The 14,321-nt window shown below is 60.4% G+C and carries 13 protein-coding genes; 2 read left to right on the top strand and 11 right to left on the bottom strand.

The window, feature by feature from the left end:
• Positions 1-138: 138 nt before the first annotated feature.
• The 5 genes from fabG to HBO23_RS22760 form a co-directional block, all read right to left on the bottom strand.
• Positions 139-882 (bottom strand): 3-oxoacyl-ACP reductase FabG, encoded by a 744-nt coding sequence (fabG, locus tag HBO23_RS22780; RefSeq protein WP_015885432.1) that lies wholly within the window; start codon positions 880-882, stop codon positions 139-141.
• Positions 883-903: 21 nt separating this feature from the next.
• Positions 904-1,842 carry an ACP S-malonyltransferase gene (gene fabD / locus HBO23_RS22775; protein WP_099548165.1) on the bottom strand — a complete coding sequence of 313 codons (939 nt, stop codon included), beginning with the start codon at positions 1,840-1,842 and terminating at the stop codon, positions 904-906.
• Between the two features lie 126 nt (positions 1,843-1,968).
• Positions 1,969-2,979 (bottom strand): phosphate acyltransferase PlsX, encoded by a 1,011-nt coding sequence (gene plsX / locus HBO23_RS22770; RefSeq protein ID WP_170039849.1) that lies wholly within the window; start codon positions 2,977-2,979, stop codon positions 1,969-1,971.
• Between the two features lie 4 nt (positions 2,980-2,983).
• Complete coding sequence (gene rpmF, locus HBO23_RS22765; RefSeq protein ID WP_004371305.1) at positions 2,984-3,166, bottom strand: 50S ribosomal protein L32; 183 nt, start codon at positions 3,164-3,166, stop codon at positions 2,984-2,986.
• A 13-nt stretch (positions 3,167-3,179) separates the two neighbouring features.
• The gene (locus HBO23_RS22760; RefSeq protein ID WP_005790551.1) at positions 3,180-3,710 is read right to left on the bottom strand and encodes a YceD family protein; all 531 of its coding nucleotides are present in this window, start codon (positions 3,708-3,710) and stop codon (positions 3,180-3,182) included.
• A 105-nt stretch (positions 3,711-3,815) separates the two neighbouring features.
• On the opposite strand from HBO23_RS22760, the gene HBO23_RS22755 reads away from it, so the two are divergent.
• Positions 3,816-4,394, top strand: a complete 579-nt coding sequence (locus HBO23_RS22755; RefSeq protein ID WP_138449123.1) for a nucleoside triphosphate pyrophosphatase — start codon at positions 3,816-3,818, stop codon at positions 4,392-4,394.
• Positions 4,395-4,527: 133 nt separating this feature from the next.
• Here the strand turns inward: HBO23_RS22755 and HBO23_RS22750 are convergent, their stop codons facing one another.
• The 3 genes from HBO23_RS22750 to rluC are packed head-to-tail and all read right to left on the bottom strand — an operon-like array spanning position 4,528 to position 7,141.
• Complete coding sequence (locus HBO23_RS22750; RefSeq protein WP_017138369.1) at positions 4,528-5,511, bottom strand: S49 family peptidase; 984 nt, start codon at positions 5,509-5,511, stop codon at positions 4,528-4,530.
• Positions 5,512-5,535: 24 nt separating this feature from the next.
• Positions 5,536-6,195, bottom strand: coding sequence for an HAD-IA family hydrolase (locus HBO23_RS22745; protein ID WP_017138370.1), 660 nt, complete (start codon positions 6,193-6,195; stop codon positions 5,536-5,538).
• Positions 6,182-7,141, bottom strand: a complete 960-nt coding sequence (rluC, locus tag HBO23_RS22740; RefSeq protein WP_056861649.1) for a 23S rRNA pseudouridine(955/2504/2580) synthase RluC — start codon at positions 7,139-7,141, stop codon at positions 6,182-6,184. Before rluC ends, HBO23_RS22745 begins: the two co-directional genes overlap by 14 nt.
• 756 nt (positions 7,142-7,897) lie before the next feature.
• Here rluC and rne point away from each other — a divergent pair.
• Entirely contained in the window at positions 7,898-11,074 is a 3,177-nt protein-coding gene (gene rne, locus HBO23_RS22735) for a ribonuclease E (protein ID WP_170039847.1), read from the top strand.
• Positions 11,075-11,247: 173 nt separating this feature from the next.
• On the opposite strand, the gene HBO23_RS22730 is transcribed toward rne, so the two are convergent.
• The 3 genes from HBO23_RS22730 to HBO23_RS22720 all read right to left on the bottom strand — a co-directional run bounded on the left by HBO23_RS22730 (position 11,248) and on the right by HBO23_RS22720 (position 14,291).
• A complete protein-coding gene (locus HBO23_RS22730; RefSeq protein WP_170039845.1) occupies positions 11,248-11,835 on the bottom strand; it encodes a nucleotidyltransferase family protein in 588 nt (195 codons plus the stop codon).
• Entirely contained in the window at positions 11,835-12,821 is a 987-nt protein-coding gene (locus HBO23_RS22725; RefSeq protein ID WP_017138373.1) for an XdhC family protein, read from the bottom strand. The genes HBO23_RS22730 and HBO23_RS22725 overlap by 1 nt, the downstream gene beginning before the upstream one ends.
• A 138-nt stretch (positions 12,822-12,959) precedes the next feature.
• Entirely contained in the window at positions 12,960-14,291 is a 1,332-nt protein-coding gene (locus HBO23_RS22720; RefSeq protein WP_017138374.1) for a dicarboxylate/amino acid:cation symporter, read from the bottom strand.
• Positions 14,292-14,321: the final 30 nt, after the last annotated feature.

Here is a 14,321-nt window from a genome sequence, read left to right as displayed (position 1 = left end):
ATAGAAAGCCTTTTCAGCTTTTCAACTGAAAGCTTCACCCTCGTACCCGACCGACCACCTGCCTATAAATTAAGTTGCAGCTTTATAACGGATTTTAGACAGCTCGTATGACATTTTTTTGAAGCGATCCGTCACAATTTAACTCATGTACATCCCGCCGTTCACCGGGATTGTAGCCCCAGTCACGTATGCCGCACCGTCGGATGCCAGGAAAGTGACCACATTTGCGATCTCTTGAGCCTGGCCCAGACGGCCCAGCGGAATCTGGGTCAGCAAAGCTTCACGCTGAGCTTCCGGCAGTTCGCGGGTCATATCGGTGTCGATGAACCCTGGGGCCACCGAGTTGACCGTAATCGAACGCGAACCGACTTCACGGGCCAATGCACGGCTGAAACCTTCCAGACCGGCCTTGGCCGCGGCATAGTTTACTTGGCCTGCGTTGCCCATGGCACCCACTACGGAGCCAATATTGATAATTCGGCCCCAACGCGCCTTGGTCATGCCGCGCAAAACGCCCTTGGACAGGCGAAACAGACTGTTCAAGTTGGTATCGACCACGTCGTACCACTCGTCGTCTTTCATGCGCATCATCAGGTTGTCACGGGTGATACCGGCGTTGTTCACCAGAATAGCCGGTGCGCCGAACTGTGCAGTGATTTCAGCCAGCACAGCAGCAACAGACTCGTCGCTGGTCACATTCAGCTCAAGACCGGTGCCCTGTACGCCGTTTTCCTTCAAGGTGGCAGCAATACGCTCAGCGCCCGAAGCGGAAGTGGCGGTGCCGATCACAACGGCGCCTTGACGGCCCAGTTCCAGGGCGATCGCCTGGCCAATGCCACGGCTTGCGCCAGTAACCAGTGCAACTTTACCTTGCAGACTCATGCAGGCTTCTCCTAAAGGGTTTCAGGCCAGTGCCGCGCGCGCGGCAGCGAAGGCATCCGGGGTATTGAGGTTGGCAGTCGACACGCCATCGGCGCAGCGCTTGTTCAGGCCGGCCAGGACTTTGCCCGGGCCGCACTCGACCAACTCAGTGGCACCATTGGCAGCCAGGGTCTGTACCGACTCAACCCAGCGTACCGGCTTGTAAAGCTGCTCCAGCAGGTCGCGCTTGAGGGTGTCGAGGTCGGCGGCAACGGCCGCACTGACGTTCTGCACCAGCGGGATCTGCGGCGCTTGCCAATTGATGGCGGCGATGGACTCGGCAAAACGCTCGGCAGCCGGGCGCATCAGCTCGCAGTGGGACGGCACGCTCACCGGCAACGGCAAGGCGCGCTTGGCACCACGGGCCTTGCAGCCTTCAATGGCGCGCTCGACAGCGGCCTTGGCGCCAGCGATGACCACCTGGCCAGGGGAGTTGAAGTTCACCGCGCTGACCACTTCGCCCTGGGCCGCTTCGGCACAGGCTTCGATCACCACAGCGTCGTCCAGGCCGAGGATAGCGGCCATGCCGCCCTGCCCGGCCGGAACAGCTTCTTGCATCAGCTGACCACGACGCTCGACCAGCTTGACCGCTTCAGAGAGGGTCAGGCTGCCGGCGGCCACCAAGGCGCTGTACTCGCCCAGGCTGTGACCGGCGACGTAGGCCGGGCGCGCACCGCCTTCGGCCAGCCACAAGCGCCACAGGGCGATCGAGGCGGTCAGGATCGCCGGCTGGGTTTTATCGGTTTGATTGAGTTGCTCTTCCGGCCCTTGCTGGGTCAGTGCCCACAGGTCGTAACCCAGGGCATCGGAAGCTTCCTTGAAAGTTTCCAGGATCAGTGGATGTTGCGCGCCCAGCTCGGCCAACATACCGAGGGACTGCGAACCCTGCCCTGGAAAGACGAATGCGAGGGATGTAGACATGTAACAAGCCCCTAATGATCTGGTCGTCAAAAATGCTCGCACCGAAGGTGGGCGCGAACGAAACTGACAGATTGGATGGTCAATTGAACTGGCCGGTCACATTTAAGCACTCCCGGGCCGATTCGCCTAAGGCAACAGATCCTCAAGACGCCCTTGCAAGCGTTGCGGCAGGTTTTCCTGGATCTCGATCAATGCCCGCGCAATCGCACTTTGAAAGCCCTGCACACCTGCAGAGCCGTGGCTTTTTACCACAATGCCCTGCAGCCCCAGAAAACTCGCGCCATTATGCCGTGCCGGTGCCAGGTCGGCCTGCAGGCGGCGCATCAACGGTAACGCCAGCGCGCCGACCATGCGTGAGGCCAGGTTCTGCTTGAACAAGGCCTCGATACGCGTGGCAATCATAGTCGCCAGGCCTTCGCTGGACTTAAGCAGGATATTGCCGACAAAACCGTCGCACACCACTACATCCGCCTCGCCTCGGTACAAGCCGTCACCTTCGACAAAACCGATGTAGTTCAAGCCCCGTGCGCCCTGCAACAAAGTCGCAGCCAGCTTGACCTGCTGATTACCCTTGATGTCCTCGGTGCCGATATTGAGTAACGCCACACGTGGCCGGACCACACCCAACGCCTCAGCGGCCACCGAGCCCATCACCGCGAACTGGAGCAGGTGCTCGGCACTGCAATCGACGTTTGCACCCAGGTCCAGCAGTTGGCAATAGCCTTTCTGCGTCGGAATCGCCGCCACCATCGCTGGCCGATCAATCCCCGGCAACGTCTTGAGCACATGCCGCGACAACGCCATCAACGCCCCGGTATTGCCGGCACTGACACAGGCTTGCACCTTGCCATCACGCAACAACCCAAGGGCCACCCGCATTGAAGAGTCGGGCTTGCCACGCAAGGCCGCCGCGGGCTTTTCATCCATGCTGATGGTTTCGCTGGCCGCAGTAACTGTCAGGCGCGCGCGATCCACCGCCGGATGGCTGGCAATCAGTTCTTCAAGTAGGGAATGTTGACCGACGAGGGTCAGGTGCAGCGAGGGCGTAGCGGACAGGCTGGCAATGCAGGCCTGAACAATGCTGCGGGGACCGAAGTCCCCGCCCATTGCGTCAATCGCGATGACTTGAGCAGACAAGTGATTACTCGTCAGCGCCCTTGTCGATCACTTTACGGCCACGGTATACGCCTTCTGGCGATACGTGGTGACGCAGGTGAACTTCACCGGTGGTTTTTTCTACGGACAGAGTGCTTGCCGTCAGGGCATCGTGCGAACGACGCATGTCACGGGCAGAGCGGGATTTTTTGTTCTGCTGAACAGCCATAATTGATTAACTCCTAAACGTTTGGGTCACGCTTTAACTGCGCCAATACACTGAACGGGTTGGACCGCGTTACCTCGTCCTCGCTCGGCTCGGCCTCGTCATCAAGGCCCTCCGGCTGCTGGCATTCTTCCGGATGATGAGCAGGCACAATGGGCAAGGCGAGCAAAAGCTCCTCCTCGATCAGTGCATGCAGATCCAAAGGATCTTCGCCCAGTTCCAGCACGTCATAACCTTTCGGCAACGACTGGGTATTCGCACCCTCTTTCACCACAGCATAACTGCATTCGCTGTGGATCGGCAGGGTGACCAGCTCAAGACAACGCTGGCAAACCATTTTGACTTCGGTGTCGATAAAGCTGTGGATTACCACAGACTTACGTTCATCTCGTTCAAAAACGAATTTAGCCTGCACCGTACCGACAGTGTCGGAAAGCGGGTCGCAGAGTCTCTCCAAATCGGCCAGCAGCACTTCACCTTGAAGGGTGGTGCCACGATCAGCCAATTTGCGCGGGTCAACGTGAGGTGGAATCGGGTCATTCAACATAGGCGCAGCATTATAGGGATGCACCCAGCCATGTCAAAGGAAATTCAGCCCTGTGCGTCAGCTGGTCGCCCCGCTAGAATCGGCGGCTGCCTCGAGGAGACACCCATGCTGCCTTTATTACTCGCTTCCAGCTCGGTTTATCGCCGGGAATTGCTGGCCCGCCTGCACCTACCGTTCATCTGCAGCTCGCCGGATATCGACGAAAGCCATCGCGCAAATGAATCGGCCATTGAGCTGGTCAAGCGCCTGGCGCAAGAGAAAGCCCGCGCCCTCGCCGCCAGTCATCCAGGGCACCTGATTATCGGCTCGGATCAGGTGGCCGCGCTCGATGGCCGCATTATCGGCAAACCTCATACCTTTGAAAACGCCCGCGAGCAATTGCTGGCAGCCAGCGGCAAACGCGTGAGTTTTTTAACTGGCCTGGCGCTGCTCAACAGTGAGACGGGCCACTGCCAGGTAGATTGCGTGCCGTTTACCGTGCAGATGCGCGAACTGAATGTAGAACGCATCGAGCGTTATTTGCGTGTGGAACAGCCTTATGACTGCGCAGGCAGCTTCAAGGCCGAAGGGCTGGGTGTGAGCCTGTTTCAGAGTACCGAAGGGCCGGATGCGACCAGCCTGATCGGCCTGCCGCTGATTCGACTGGTGGACATGCTCCTGGCTGAAGGCGTGCAAATCCCCTAGGCCCACCCCAAAACCACTGTGGGAGCTGGCTTGCCTGCGATAGCGGTGGGCCAGTCACTTTCAATGTCGACTGACCCGGCGCTATCGCGGGCAAGCCCGCTCCCACATTTTGAACTACCACAAAGCTGATATTTCAGCGCAGCGTCGGGCCCTGGAAGCCCATGTAGTAGGCCAGCTTCTGCGCCACACTGGCGCCGAGTTTCTTGGAGAAGCGATCAAACGGCGATTCCTGAACAGTGAAGTCCACCAGCTCCTTCTCACCAATCACATCGCGCGCCACCGAACTGGCACTGCCCAAGCCATCGATCAAACCCAATGGCAACGCTTGCTCACCGGACCACACCAGGCCGGAGAACAGCTCCGGATGGTCTTTGTCTTTCAGACGATCGCCGCGCCCCTGCTTCACGCTGGCAATGAACTGACGATGAGTGGTGTCGAGCACGCCCTGCCAGAACTGGGTTTCATCGGCCTTTTGTGGCTGGAACGGATCCAGGAAAGACTTGTGCTCACCCGAGGTGTAGGTGCGACGCTCCACCCCCAACTTCTCCATGGTGCCGACAAAGCCGTAACCGGCCGCTGTCACACCAATGGAACCGACGAGGCTGGCCTTGTCGGCATAGATCTGGTCAGCGGCGCTGGCGATGTAATAGGCACCCGAGGCGCCCAGATCGGAAATCACCGCGTACAGTTTGATGTCCGGGTGCAGCCCGCGCAGGCGGCGAATCTCGTCATACACATAGCCAGACTGCACAGGGCTGCCGCCTGGGCTGTTGATGCGCAGGATCACGCCCTTGACCTTGGGATCTTCGAAGGCTGCACGCAGGCCGCCGACGATATTATCGGCGCTGGCGGACTCCTTATCGGCAATCACCCCGTTCACGTCGATTAAGGCGGTGTAGTTGTTGCCACGGGTGGCGCTTTTTTCCATGTCCATCAGCGGGCTGAACAACGCCAGCATGGCGATAAGCCAGATAAACGTCAGCAGCTTAAAGAAAATCCCCCAACGCCGTGCACGGCGCTGCTCCTGAACACTGGCCAGCAGGGTCTTCTCCAACAACTTCCAGCTTTTATCATCACCGCTTTCGGCCTTTTCGGGCGCTTTCCACTCGTCACTCATGCCATTAACCCCAGCAAAGACTTATCAGGCCCGGCTGAGCCAGGCTTGCAGTTCAGAAAAATGATCAATCGTCAGCCTGGGCTCGTATGCCTGCAAGGCTTCGGCTGCCTGAGCACCGTAGCTGACCGCCACGCTGTCCATGCCAGCATTGCGTGCCATCATCAGGTCGAAGGAAGCGTCACCCACCATCAACGCCTGACGCGGCGCTACGCCGCAATGCGCCAGGATCTGCTCCAGCATCAGAGGGTGAGGTTTGCTGGCGGTTTCATCCGCTGCACGGGTGATACTGAAATAATCTTCAAACCCGTGGGCCTTGAGCACCCGATCCAACCCGCGACGGGCCTTGCCGGTGGCCACGGCCAAGTGATAACCCTCGGCGCGAAACGCTTCCAGGGATTGCCTTACGCCGTCAAACAGCGGCGAAGGCGTGGCCTCCAGCGCGATGTAGTGATCAGCGTAATGATCACGAAAGGTCACCAGTTGCGCATCGCTGATCCGGGGGTACAAGGTACGGATCGCCTCGGGCAGGCCCAGGCCGATAATGCCTTTTACCGCCAGATCAGTGCATAACTCGAAACCCGAACGGGTCGACGCCGCGTGCATTGAGTCGACGATGCGCCCAATGGAATTGCACAGCGTGCCGTCCCAATCAAAAATCAGCAGCTTGTAGTCAGGGTGCGACACTCAAACGCTCCACGGTCTTGGCCCACATCTCATCGACCGGCGCCTGCAACTTCAGCTCGCCGCCATCGGGCAGCGGCACGGTGAGCATGTAGGCGTGCAGGAACAGGCGCTTGCCGCCCAGGTCACGAATTTCCCTGGAGAAATCCTCATCGCCGTACTTGGTGTCACCGGCGATGCAGTGGCCCGCGTGCAGGGTGTGCACGCGAATCTGGTGGGTACGCCCGGTCACCGGCTTGGCCTCGACCATAGTGGCGAAGTCACCGAAGCGGCGCAGCACCTTGAACAGGGTCAGGGCTTCTTTGCCCTCCTCGTCCACTTCGACCATGCGCTCGCCGGAGCGCAGGTTGCTCTTCTGCAGCGGCGCACGCACGCTCTTGATGGAGCTGGCCCAGTTACCACGCACCAATGCCATGTAGCGCTTGTCCACGCCATCGCCACGCAAGGCGGTGTGCAGGTGACGCAACATGCTGCGTTTTTTGGCGATCATCAGCAGGCCGGAGGTGTCGCGGTCCAGGCGGTGGACCAGTTCCAGCTCCTTGGCATCGGGTCGCAACTGACGAAAGGCTTCGATCACCCCGAACGTCAGGCCACTGCCGCCGTGAACCGCAATGCCGCAAGGCTTGTTGATCACGATCAGCTTGTTGTCTTCGAAGACAATCGACGCTTCCAGGCGCTGCAACAGGCCCTGGGCCAATGGCACCGGCTCGTCACGCTCAGGCACGCGCACCGGCGGCACACGGACGATATCGCCCGCCTGCAGCTTGTACTCGGGCTTGATCCGGCCTTTGTTCACGCGCACTTCACCTTTACGCAAGATGCGGTAAATCAAGGTCTTGGGCACGCCTTTGAGCCTGGCCAGGAGAAAATTGTCGATGCGTTGGCCGGCATATTCCGGCGAGACCTCGAGCAGCTGGACGCTGGGGGTCTGGGGGGCGGTAGTCGTCATGGCGGCGATGATAACAATTTTTTATGGAATTGAAGCACTTAATCATTGCTGCTATAGTCGCGAACGCCGCCAAAAGCGGCCTGGACAGAGGACTTGCGGCAAACTGCCGGCCCTGACCATCGCAATTCATCAGGACGCGAGGCCGTCCTACGGGGCTTTTGCCACCCTGGAAGGCTCAGGATTGTAACAAGCGCAGGTGACATGAGGCCTGAAGCGAGTGCAGAAAGCAGAGTGAATACTCGCGTTCTGCGCCGATATTTACGGCCAGTTCACAAAGTGCAGTCAGTCTTGAGCCAGACCACGGCGAATGCTTCGGAAACAACGCCTGTTAAGAGCTGAGTGAGAGCGCAGTCGCCCACACCTAGTCTTGTTTAGCCATGAGCGTGGACTCCCCATTGGAGTACACGGTAAATGCCAACCCGCTGCGGATTCTGCGCGCGGCAGCACCCGAATTATCAGGGATACGTGTAGGGTGGAGATGCACAACCGTCGGACCGTGTAGCATTAGGCTTATAAGACGCTTCATCTCGTCCACAGTCGCCGGTTGATTCCTCCTCCTGACCTTAGCTTTTGTTGAAGTGGTGCCTTTGTCACCACCGCTAACAAGCAGGACGCGTCCGTCGCGATACCGGCCCAATTGGCTCGTTATTGCTGGACACTGGAGTGGCCAACCACTCTTGACGCACCTGACACCGACCGTGAGAAGTCGTGTGTGCCGAACGCCGTTTCCGGCAGCCCGGAAACCGACGGTACAACATGAAAAGAATGCTGATTAACGCAACTCAACCCGAAGAGTTGCGTGTTGCACTGGTAGATGGCCAACGCCTCTATGACCTGGACATCGAATCCGGTGCACGCGAGCAAAAGAAGGCCAACATCTATAAAGGCCGTATTACTCGCATCGAACCAAGCCTTGAGGCTGCCTTTGTCGATTTCGGCTCCGAGCGCCACGGCTTCCTGCCCCTCAAAGAAATCTCCCGCGAATACTTCAAGAAAGCCCCCGAAGGCCGCGTGAACATCAAGGACGTCCTGAGCGAAGGCCAGGAAGTCATCGTTCAGGTCGAAAAAGAAGAACGTGGCAACAAGGGCGCTGCCCTGACCACCTTCATCTCCCTGGCCGGCCGTTACCTGGTGCTGATGCCGAACAACCCACGTGCCGGCGGCATTTCCCGTCGCATCGAAGGCGAAGAACGCAACGAACTGCGTGAAGCGCTGAACGGCTTGATTGCTCCTGCCGACATGGGCCTGATCGTGCGCACTGCAGGCCTGGGCCGCAGCAGCGAAGAAATGCAGTGGGACCTCGACTACCTGCTGCAACTCTGGACCGCCATCAAAGAAGCCTCCCTGGATCGTTCCGCGCCGTTCCTGATCTATCAGGAAAGCAACGTGATCATCCGCGCCATCCGCGATTACCTGCGCCAGGACATCGGCGAAGTGCTGATCGACAGCGTTGAAGCCCAGGACGAAGCCCTGACCTTCATTCGCCAGGTGATGCCGCAGTACGCCAGCAAGATCAAGCTGTACGAAGACAGCGTTCCGCTGTTCAACCGTTTCCAGATCGAAAGCCAGATCGAGACCGCCTTCCAGCGCGTGGTCGAACTGCCTTCCGGCGGCTCCATCGTGATCGACCCGACCGAAGCCCTGGTGTCCATCGACATCAACTCGGCGCGCGCCACCAAAGGCAGCGACATCGAAGAAACCGCCCTGCAGACCAACCTGGAAGCGGCTGAAGAAATCGCCCGCCAGTTGCGCCTGCGTGACATCGGCGGCCTGATCGTGATCGACTTCATCGACATGACCCCAGCCAAGAACCAGCGCGCCGTGGAAGAAAAAGTCCGCGAATGCCTGGAAGCTGACCGTGCCCGCGTACAGGTCGGCCGTATCTCGCGCTTCGGCCTGCTGGAAATGTCCCGTCAGCGCCTGCGTCCCTCCCTGGGCGAGAGCAGCGGCATCGTCTGCCCGCGTTGCAACGGCACCGGCATCATCCGTGACGTTGAATCGCTGTCGCTGGCGATCCTGCGCCTGATCGAAGAAGAAGCCCTGAAAGACCGCACCGCCGAAGTTCGCGCGCAAGTGCCGATCCCGGTGGCCGCTTTCCTGCTTAACGAAAAACGCAACTCGATCACCAAGATCGAACTGCGCACCCGTGCCCGCATCGTCATCCTGCCGAACGATCACCTCGAGACGCCGCACTTCGAAGTGCAACGCCTGCGTGATGACAGCCCGGAAGCCCACAGCGGCCAGTCCAGCTACGAAATCGCTGCTGCCGCTGCCGAAGTGGAAGAAGTCCAGCCAGCCGCCGCGACCCGCACCCTGGTTCGCCAGGAAGCGGCCGTTAAGACCGCACCGGCACGTGCCAACGCTCCGGTACCGACCGAAGTGGCTGCACCGGTTGCCGCGCCGGCCGCCATGCCTGAGCCAAGCCTGTTCAAAGGCCTGGTGAAGTCACTGGTCAGCCTGTTCGCCAGTAAAGAAGAGCCTGCTGCGCCGGTTGTGGTTGAAAAACCGGCCACCGAGCGCCCGGCCCGCAACGAAGAACGTCGCAACGGCCGTCAACAGAGCCGTAACCGCAACGGTCGCCGTGACGAAGAGCGCAAGCCCCGCGAAGAACGTGCACCGCGTGAAGAACGCGCACCACGTGAAGAGCGTGCACCTCGCGAAGCCCGTGAAGAGACCCCGACTGTAGCCCGTGAAGAACGTGCACCGCGCGAAGAGCGCGCGCCACGTACTCCACGCGCCCCACGTGAAGACCGCAAGCCACGTGGCGAGCGTGAAGAACGTGTGCGTGAACTGCGCGAGCCGCTGGACGCCGCACCAGCGGTAGCTGCCGTCGCTGCCGAAGCCGCCAGCGAAGAACGCCCGGCTCGCCAGCCGCGTGAAGAACGCGCCCCACGTGAAGAGCGCCAGCCGCGCCCACCGCGTGAAGAGCGTCAACCACGTGCCGAGCAAGCCGCTGCCACCAGCGAAGAAGAAGTGCTGACCGGTGAAGAGCAACTGCAGGAAGACGGTCAGGACAACGCCGAAGGCGATCGTCCACGCCGCCGCTCCCGTGGCCAGCGTCGCCGCAGCAACCGCCGTGAACGTCAGCGTGATGCCAACGGCAATGTGATCGAAGGCTCGGAAGAGACCGGCGAGAACGGCGAAGCTGCAACCGCAGAACCGACGGGCGCCGAACTGGCTGCCGGCCTGGCTGTGACCGCCGCAGTTGCCAGCACCGTGATCAGTGCACCGGCTGAAGCCCAGGCGCATGAGCAAGCTGAACGCGCTACCGCTGCTGTTGAAGAAACGGCTGCTGCAGAAGCACCGGTTGCCGAGACGCCAGCGGTTGAAGCGCCGGTTGTTGAAGCGCCAGTCGTCGAAGCCACTGCCCCGATCGAAGCCCCAGTGGTTCCGGAAGTGGAAGTTGCCTCGCCAGTGCGCGACGTTCAACCAGAAGTCGAAGTGACTGCTGTCGAGCCTGCACCGGTAGTCGAGCCTCAGCCAGTGGTTGAAGCCGTCGTTGACGCGCCGGTTGTCGAGGAAGCCGCCCCGGCAGTGCGTGAAGTTCGCGAAGAACAGACCGCTTTCCAGTGGACTGCCGAGCCAGCTGCACCGGTTGAAGCGCCAGCACCTGCCCCTGTGGTGGAAGAAGCGCCTGCACCGATTGCCGAAGTGGTTGCCGAGCCCGCCCCAGTGGTTGAGCCTGCACCCGTGATTGAAGCGCCAGTGGTTGCCGAAGTCGCAGCGCCCGTGGTTGAAGCCGCGCCTGCCAGCGCCCTGACCGAAAACGGCCGTGCGCCAAACGACCCACGTGAAGTGCGTCGTCGCCGCAAGGAAGCTGAAGCCGCCGCTGCTGCAGCCGCTGCCGCACCGGCTGCCGAAGCGATCGAGGCTCCAGCCCCGGTTGAGCACAAGGCCTTGGAAACAGAGCACGAGCCTAAACCCCTCGTCTGATTCCATCCGCCACTAAAAAGCCCCGCCTGAGTGATCAGGCGGGGCTTTTTTATGGGCGTTCAACTTTTGCCTTGTGGAGATCAACGGTGGGAGCTGGCTTGCCTGCGATAGCATCACCGCAGCGTGTCTGACACACCGAGGTGCCTGCATCGCGGGCAAGCCCGCTCCCACAGTTAGTCCGCGCTGAAACTCAATGCTTGCGGCAGGTCCACATCCCACAGCACACCGGGATCTTCCACTCGCACCTCCTGCACACTCGCCTGGGCGAATAACGGCTTTGCGCCACGATCACCGCTCAATGCCATCATTCGCGGCCCAAGCGCCCGGCCAAAAGCCACCGGATGCCCGTATTTACCCGCCTGCACCGGCACACTGATGCCATCGTCCTGGACCGCATCAACCACCCGCTCAATGGTCGACGGCTGAATAAACGGCATATCCCCCAACACCACCAACCAGCCATCGGTCTCACCACTGGCTGCGACAGCCGCCGCGATGCTGTCACCCATACCGGCCGATTCGAGCAGCAAGACTTCACAGCCATACGCCTTGGCCAAGCGAATAACGGCCAGGCGGTCCGGCGAAGTGACCAGCCAACGCCTTACAACGAGCCCTGGCAAATTCATCAACACCTGCTCAATCACTGGCCGCGTTACGCCGTCAAGCCCGATGCAATCAGCCAGCAGCTTGTCTTGATCAGCACCGGCCGCAGCGCGAAAGCGACTGCCCTGCCCCGCCGCCAGCACAATCGCCGTCACCATTACTCAGCCTCCACCGGCAACGGTTTCTTCTGCATCGGTGCCACGCCATTCTTGATCGCGACAATTTCCGCCATCAATGACAGAGCAATTTCGGCCGGCGTATGACTACCGATATGCAGTCCGATCGGCCCATGCAGACGCGCGATCGCCTCCGCCGACAACCCCAGCGCCGCCAGGGTTTCCCGGCGCTTCTGCGTATTGACCCGCGAACCGAGGGCGCCAATGTAGAACGCCGATGAGTTCAGCGCCGTCAGCAGCGCCATATCGTCCAATCGAGGGTCGTGCGTCAGGCAGACGATGGCCGTGCGCTCATCCGTCTGGATATTCAGCACCGCCTCATCCGGCATGCCGGGCACAAAGCGGCCATGCTGCTCTTCCCAGCCGTAGACGAATTCTTCGCGCGGGTCGCAGATCAGCACTTCGAAATCCAGCAGCCGCGCCATTTCAGCCACGTAGCGCGACAACTGCCCGGCGCCGATCAGCAACAAACGCCAACGCGGGCCGTAGATAGCCCGCAGGCGCTCGCCATCAAAGGTCACGACGTCGGTCTTGGCCGCGCCGCTCAAGGTCACCGTGCCACTGCTCAGGTCCAGTTCACGCGCGACGATCTGATGGTCTTCGCAGCGCGCCAGCAGCTGCGAGACCCAGCCAAATTCATCCACGCGTTCCTCAGTCAGGCGCAACGTGCCGCCGCACGGCAGGCCGAAACGCGCCGCCTCATCGCGGGTGACGCCATAGGTCACCAACTGCACCGGCGGGCCATCCTCCGGCAAGCGGCCATCCTGCAAGCGCGCGATCAAGTCGTCCTCGATGCAACCACCCGACACGGAGCCGATCACCACGCCATCGCCACGCAAGGCCAACATCGCCCCCGGCGGGCGTGGGGCGCTGCCCCAGGTCTGGACCACGCTGTACAAAACTACTCGGTGCCCGGCACGGCGCCATTCGAGCACGCTGCGCAGGACATTAAGATCCACACTGTCCATCAGGTCTCCTACGGCGAATGAAGTATTCACTTACTGTAAAGCAAGCAAAACCCAAAGCGCCACGCCAGAAACGCAAACGCCCCGAACCAGTCGGGGCGTTTGCAGGCTTTGGGTGTTGTTCACACCTTGGGCAATTTTTTACTTGATAGCAGGAGCAGGGCCTTCAGCCACGCCCAGGTCATCTTCCGGGCGGGTGTCGGAGATACCGGTGCCGCCGGACGCCAGCTCGCTGTGCAGCTTGTCGGTATCCAGCTCTTTAACCCACTTGGCCACAACGATGGTGGCAACGGCGTTACCGACCAGGTTGGTCAGTGCGCGGGCTTCGGACATGAAGCGGTCGATACCCAGGATCAGCGCCAGGCCGGCAACCGGCAGGTGGCCTACGGCCGACAGGGTCGCAGCCAGCACGATGAAGCCCGAACCGGTCACGCCTGCAGCGCCTTTGGAGGACAGCAGCAGCACCAGCAGCAAGGTGATCTGATGGGTGATGTCCATGTGGGTGTCAGTCGCCTGGGCGATGAACACGGCAGCCATGGTCAGGTAGATCGACGTACCGTCGAGGTTGAAGGAGTAGCCGGTCGGGATCACCAGGCCTACTACGGATTTCTTCGCGCCCAGACGCTCCATCTTGATCAGCATGCGTGGCAGTGCGGATTCGGAGGAGGAAGTGCCCAGAACGATCAGCAGCTCTTCACGGATGTAGCGAACCAGCTTCAACACGCTGAAACCGTGCGCACGGCAGATGGCGCCCAGCACCACGACCACGAACAGGATGCAGGTGATGTAGAAGCAGATCATCAGTTGGCCCAATTGCACCAGGGAACCTACGCCGTAGGCACCGATGGTGAACGCCATGGCGCCCAGGGCACCGATTGGCGCGAGCTTCATGATCATGTTGATGATGTTGAACATCACGTGGGCGAAGCGATCGATAAAGTCCAGCACCGGCTTGCCGTAGGCACCCAGGCGATGCAGGGCAAAACCGAAGATCACCGAGAACATCAGCACTTGCAGGATGTCGCCGTTGGCGAAGGCACCGACGATGGTGTTCGGGATCACATTGAGGATAAAGCCAACCACGCTCTGGTCTGCACCAGCGGTCACGTAGGCCGCGACTTTAGAGGCGTCCAGGGTCGCCACGTCGATGTGCATGCCGGCGCCCGGTTGCACAACGTTAACGACGATCAGGCCAATCAGCAGGGCAATGGTGGAAACAACTTCGAAGTACAGCAGCGCGTAGCCGCCGGTTTTGCCCACCGATTTCATGCTTTGCATGCCAGCGATGCCGCTGACAACGGTGCAGAAGATGATCGGGGCAATGACCATTTTGATCAGCTTGATAAAGCCGTCACCCAGTGGCTTGAGGGCCACACCGGTCTGCGGGTAGAAGTGACCGAGCAAAATACCGATAACGATTGCGACGATCACCTGGAAATACAGGGATTTGTAGATTGGCTGACGAGTCGTCATTGCAAAGTTCCTCAATCGCACCGTGTGACA

Origin of the sequence: Pseudomonas sp. WS 5532, assembly GCF_012985445.1 — a bacterium.
Classification (GTDB): domain Bacteria; phylum Pseudomonadota; class Gammaproteobacteria; order Pseudomonadales; family Pseudomonadaceae; genus Aquipseudomonas; species Aquipseudomonas edaphica.
The sequence above is the reverse complement of the archived record's forward strand: the minus strand, read 5'-3'. Positions and strand labels throughout refer to the sequence as shown.